4 protein-coding genes are annotated in these 3872 nt (G+C 40.2%); 1 reads left to right on the forward strand and 3 read right to left on the reverse strand.

The window, feature by feature from the left end; translation table 11 throughout:
* Window positions 1-351 precede the first annotated feature (351 nt).
* Window positions 352-1215, forward strand: coding sequence for a carboxylating nicotinate-nucleotide diphosphorylase (gene nadC, locus H6F62_RS20215; RefSeq protein WP_190372829.1), 864 nt, complete (start codon window positions 352-354; stop codon window positions 1213-1215).
* A gap of 344 nt (window positions 1216-1559) precedes the next feature.
* On the opposite strand, the gene H6F62_RS20220 is transcribed toward nadC, so the two are convergent.
* The 3 genes from H6F62_RS20220 to H6F62_RS20230 form a co-directional block, all read right to left on the reverse strand.
* Window positions 1560-2765 (reverse strand): LL-diaminopimelate aminotransferase, encoded by a 1206-nt coding sequence (locus H6F62_RS20220; RefSeq protein ID WP_190372830.1) that lies wholly within the window; start codon window positions 2763-2765, stop codon window positions 1560-1562.
* 75 nt (window positions 2766-2840) lie between these two features.
* Window positions 2841-3176 (reverse strand): thioredoxin family protein, encoded by a 336-nt coding sequence (locus H6F62_RS20225; RefSeq protein WP_028083893.1) that lies wholly within the window; start codon window positions 3174-3176, stop codon window positions 2841-2843.
* 237 nt (window positions 3177-3413) lie between these two features.
* On the reverse strand, window positions 3414-3872 hold a 459-nt coding region (locus H6F62_RS20230; RefSeq protein WP_190372831.1), incomplete at its 5' end, for a PspA/IM30 family protein.

Below are 3872 nucleotides of genomic sequence, written 5' to 3' on the forward strand. Positions count from 1 at the left end.
AGGTTCGGTGCGCTGTTCGGCGTTGCCTCTCTCGGCTTCGCTGTTCGGCACTTATTCAATATATCTAATCTATTTGGGTTTGTCAACTACTTTTTCCATCTTTTTGGAAAAAATTTTTTCACTTTGTCTACAATCCTTGTGAGATAAGGGTTGCAGTCGTTAGAATTTTCTGGATTTTTGCTTGATCAAGCATCGCCGCCATACCCCGTCCCTTATCAGGGTGGTGAATGTCAAGCAGTTGTGTTTTTGATTTGGCTGAGTTGATGGGGATTTTTTTGGGTAATTATTATGGAAGGGGTTAATCAACGCAATTGCTGATAGTGTTGAGTGGATATAGGAATTAGGGATGATATGAAGAGTTTGGCTGTACTACCACCGTTTTTGGTGCTGGATCAATTGTTGCAAGGTTGGTTGCTGGAGGATATTGGTAGGGGTGATCGTACTACTCAATCTCTATTATCCCAAAATCCCACCGACAAAGAAGCGAAGTGGATAGCGAAAGCACCGGGAATAATTGCTGGTTTACCGGTTGCAGCCAGGGTGTTTCAGCTTTTGAATCATCAGGTCAATTTTGCAAATATTACCGCTGAGGGGGCAAAATGTGAACCAGGACAGGTAATAGCGGAAATTGGTGGTTCTTTAGATGCTCTGTTAATGGGAGAAAGGGTGGCGTTGAATTTGACGATGCGATTAAGTGGAATCGCGAGTTTAACTAATGTATATGTGGAGAAAATAGCTGATTTACCTACTCAATTGGTGGATACGCGCAAAACTACACCAGGGTTGAGAATTTTGGAAAAGTACGCGACTGCTTTAGGTGGTGCTATAAATCACCGAATGGGTTTGGATGATGCGGTGATGATTAAGGATAATCATATTGTAGCGGCTGGGGGAATTGGGGAGGCTATTACCCGCGTTCGTTCTCACATTCCTTATCCTCTGACAATTGAGGTGGAAACGGAAACTTTGGCACAGGTGCAAGAAGCGTTAGAGTATAAGGCAGATATTATTATGTTGGATAATATGCCTTTAAAAATGATGAGTCAAGCTGTGTCGCTGATTCGTCATGAAGATAATCGAGTAAAAATTGAGGCTTCTGGAAATGTCAACTTAGAGACTATTCGCGCTGTAGCAGAAACTGGTGTTGATTATATTTCTACTAGTGCGCCTATTACTCAGTCTAGATGGTTGGATCTAAGTATGAGAATGGTTTAATCGGCTATTGTATCTATATTATAGATTTGAGCGGGCTAGAAGCCCACCCCACAAGTAAATTATGGCGGGCTAGAAGCCCACCCCACAAGTAAATTATGGCGGGCTAGAAGCCCACCCCACAAGTAAATTATGGCGGGCTAGAAGCCCACCCCACAAGTAAATTATGGCGGGCTAGAAGCCCACCCCACAAGATGAGAATTTTTGATTTTTATACGGTTTAAGTGCGGCTTCAATGGGGCGAATTTGAGAAATTATCGGATGCTATAATAGCGGTTTGAGTTATATTTCGCGCAAATACGCAAAGGCGAAAAGTATACGACTTTGAATTTGCACAAGTTTGTATTTTAGTTCATAAACTTGGAGATTCTCTCGACAGCGGTTACTAGAATTTCTGGTTCTTGCACTAATGCGAAGCGAACGTATCCTTCACCAGATTTACCAAAGCCGATACCTGGAGAAGCTGCTACACCTGTTTTTTTGACTAATTCGGTGCAAAATTCTCTGGAATTGTTACTCCATTGTGTAGGTAATTTTGCCCAAATGTACATTGTGGCTTGTGGTGTGGGAACGTTCCACCCTATGCTGTGTAAGGCTTTGATGAATGTGTCACGACGTTGACGAAAAATAGCTAAGGCTGATTTTACACCATTTTGCAGTCCAGTCAGGGCTGCGATCGCTCCGTTCAAAATTCCCAAATATTGGTTAAAATCAATGGTGGCTTTGATTTGCTTTAGGGCTTGAATTAATTCTGGATTCCCAATTGCATAACCAATGCGGAAACCTCCCATATTATAAGACTTGGACAGGGTAAAAAATTCAATAGAGACGCTTTTTTCCGGGTCAGCTTGTAAAATTGAGGGGACTGGAGATTTTAGATTTTGGATTTTGGATTTTGGATTTTGGGTTTCTTCTGTGAAAACTAAATCTACATAGGGGAAATCGTGAACCAAAACAATGTTATGGTGTTGACAAAAGGCTACAGCTTCTTGAAAAAAGGATAAAGGGGCGATCGCACTGGTAGGATTATGAGGATAGCTTAAAACCATCAACCGCGACTGATTTAAAACAGTGACGGGAATATCACTAAACACTGGTAAAAAATTATTTTCTGGTTTTAATGGCATGGGATAAATCTGACCATTAGCCAAGTATACTCCACCAGCATGGGAAGGATAACCAGGATCTAATAATAGAGCAAAATCGCCGGGATTAAGTATGGCTAAGGGTAAATGGGCTGTTCCTTCTTGAGAACCAATTAGGGGTAAAACTTCAGTTTCTGGGTTAACTGGGATACCGAATTTCTGTTCATACCATTGGGCTGCGGCTTGACGAAAATTTTGAGTACCACGAAATAATAAATAACCATGGGTGCTAGGATCATGGACAGATTGAGCGATCGCTTCTAGGATATGATTCTCGGTAGGTAAATCTGAAGATCCCAAAGACAAATCAATTAATTCCTTTCCCGCAGCCACAGCTATGGTCTTGGCTGTGTCCATGTCCGCAAATACGTTAGATTTTAAAGGTTGTAACCTGGTTGCAAATTGCATTTTAATTATTTATCATTGGTTATTAGTTATGAGTATGTGATCAGAAACTCTATAGTTTTGATCACTGACTGACCACTAATTACTCTGTAAATGGTTATCTAAAAGACTGAGTAATTTATCTTTAGCAATTACTCCTTCGGTAGATTCTAATACTTCTTCTCCTTTCATTAACCTGAGAGCAGGAAGGCCTTCTACATGATATTGCTTGACAGCCACGGGATTAGGATCAGCTTCTATTTTAACAATTTTTAGGCGATCGCTATAAGTTGTTGCGGCTAAATTAATCAATGGTGACATTAAGCGACAAGGACCACACCAGGAAGCCCAAAAATATACTAATACAGGCTGTTCGGACTTTAAAACTTCTTTTTCAAACTCAGCATCAGTGATATTTATTACACTATTGCCCATAATAGTCTCCATAAAGTAGCATCAGTTAATCAAATTCGTTTACAAAATACTTTATCCCAATTTGAGGGTTAGTTGTTATCCTGTTTTGGACTTAGGCTTTACTCGGTCGAAGAATTTGCAGTTATAAAATGCTTACTATATCAGCTTTTTATCTGGTAATCTATCATAATCATTGGGAAAAATGAAGTAAAATCCCACAAATATGTGGGATTAACTGAATTAAATTATCTGCAAGAACTACAGTTTATCTAATTGTCTTTTAAGTTCTTCTAAGTCAGCATCAACTGGTTGAGTCGCTTTAGCCGTACTGGTTGGTTGTTCTGGGTTTAGTAGTCTTTGTTCGGGTGCTGGTGCTAGAGATGCTTTCAAAGCCGCTAATTCATTATCAATATCACTACCAGATTCCAATTTTGCAAATTGGCTTTCTAAATCTGAACTTATCAATTCTGCGGTAGACTGAGCGCGAGATTCTTGGAGTAATACTTTTTCTTCCATGCGCTCAAAAGCGGACATGGCGCTGCTGGTACTCATTCCGCTCACCATATTTCCCAATTGTTCTTGGGCTTTGGCTGCGGTAATTCGAGCTTTGAGCATTTCTTTCTTGGTTTTGGCTTCGGAAATTTTGCTCTCTAACTGAATTAAATTCTTTTTCAGACCTTCTACCTGAATGGTTTGCTGGTCTAGACTAGTTTTTAA

Source organism: Anabaena sp. FACHB-1391, assembly GCF_014696755.1.
Classification (GTDB): domain Bacteria; phylum Cyanobacteriota; class Cyanobacteriia; order Cyanobacteriales; family Nostocaceae; genus Dolichospermum; species Dolichospermum planctonicum.

Excerpts from the sequence above, each read along its gene's own strand:
- nadC (WP_190372829.1), top strand. The coding sequence starts at position 352 with ATGAAGAGTTTGGCTGTACTACCACCGTTTTTGGTGCTGGATCAATTG.
- H6F62_RS20220 (WP_190372830.1), bottom strand. The coding sequence starts at position 2,765 with ATGCAATTTGCAACCAGGTTACAACCTTTAAAATCTAACGTATTTGCG.
- H6F62_RS20225 (WP_028083893.1), bottom strand. The coding sequence starts at position 3,176 with ATGGGCAATAGTGTAATAAATATCACTGATGCTGAGTTTGAAAAAGAA.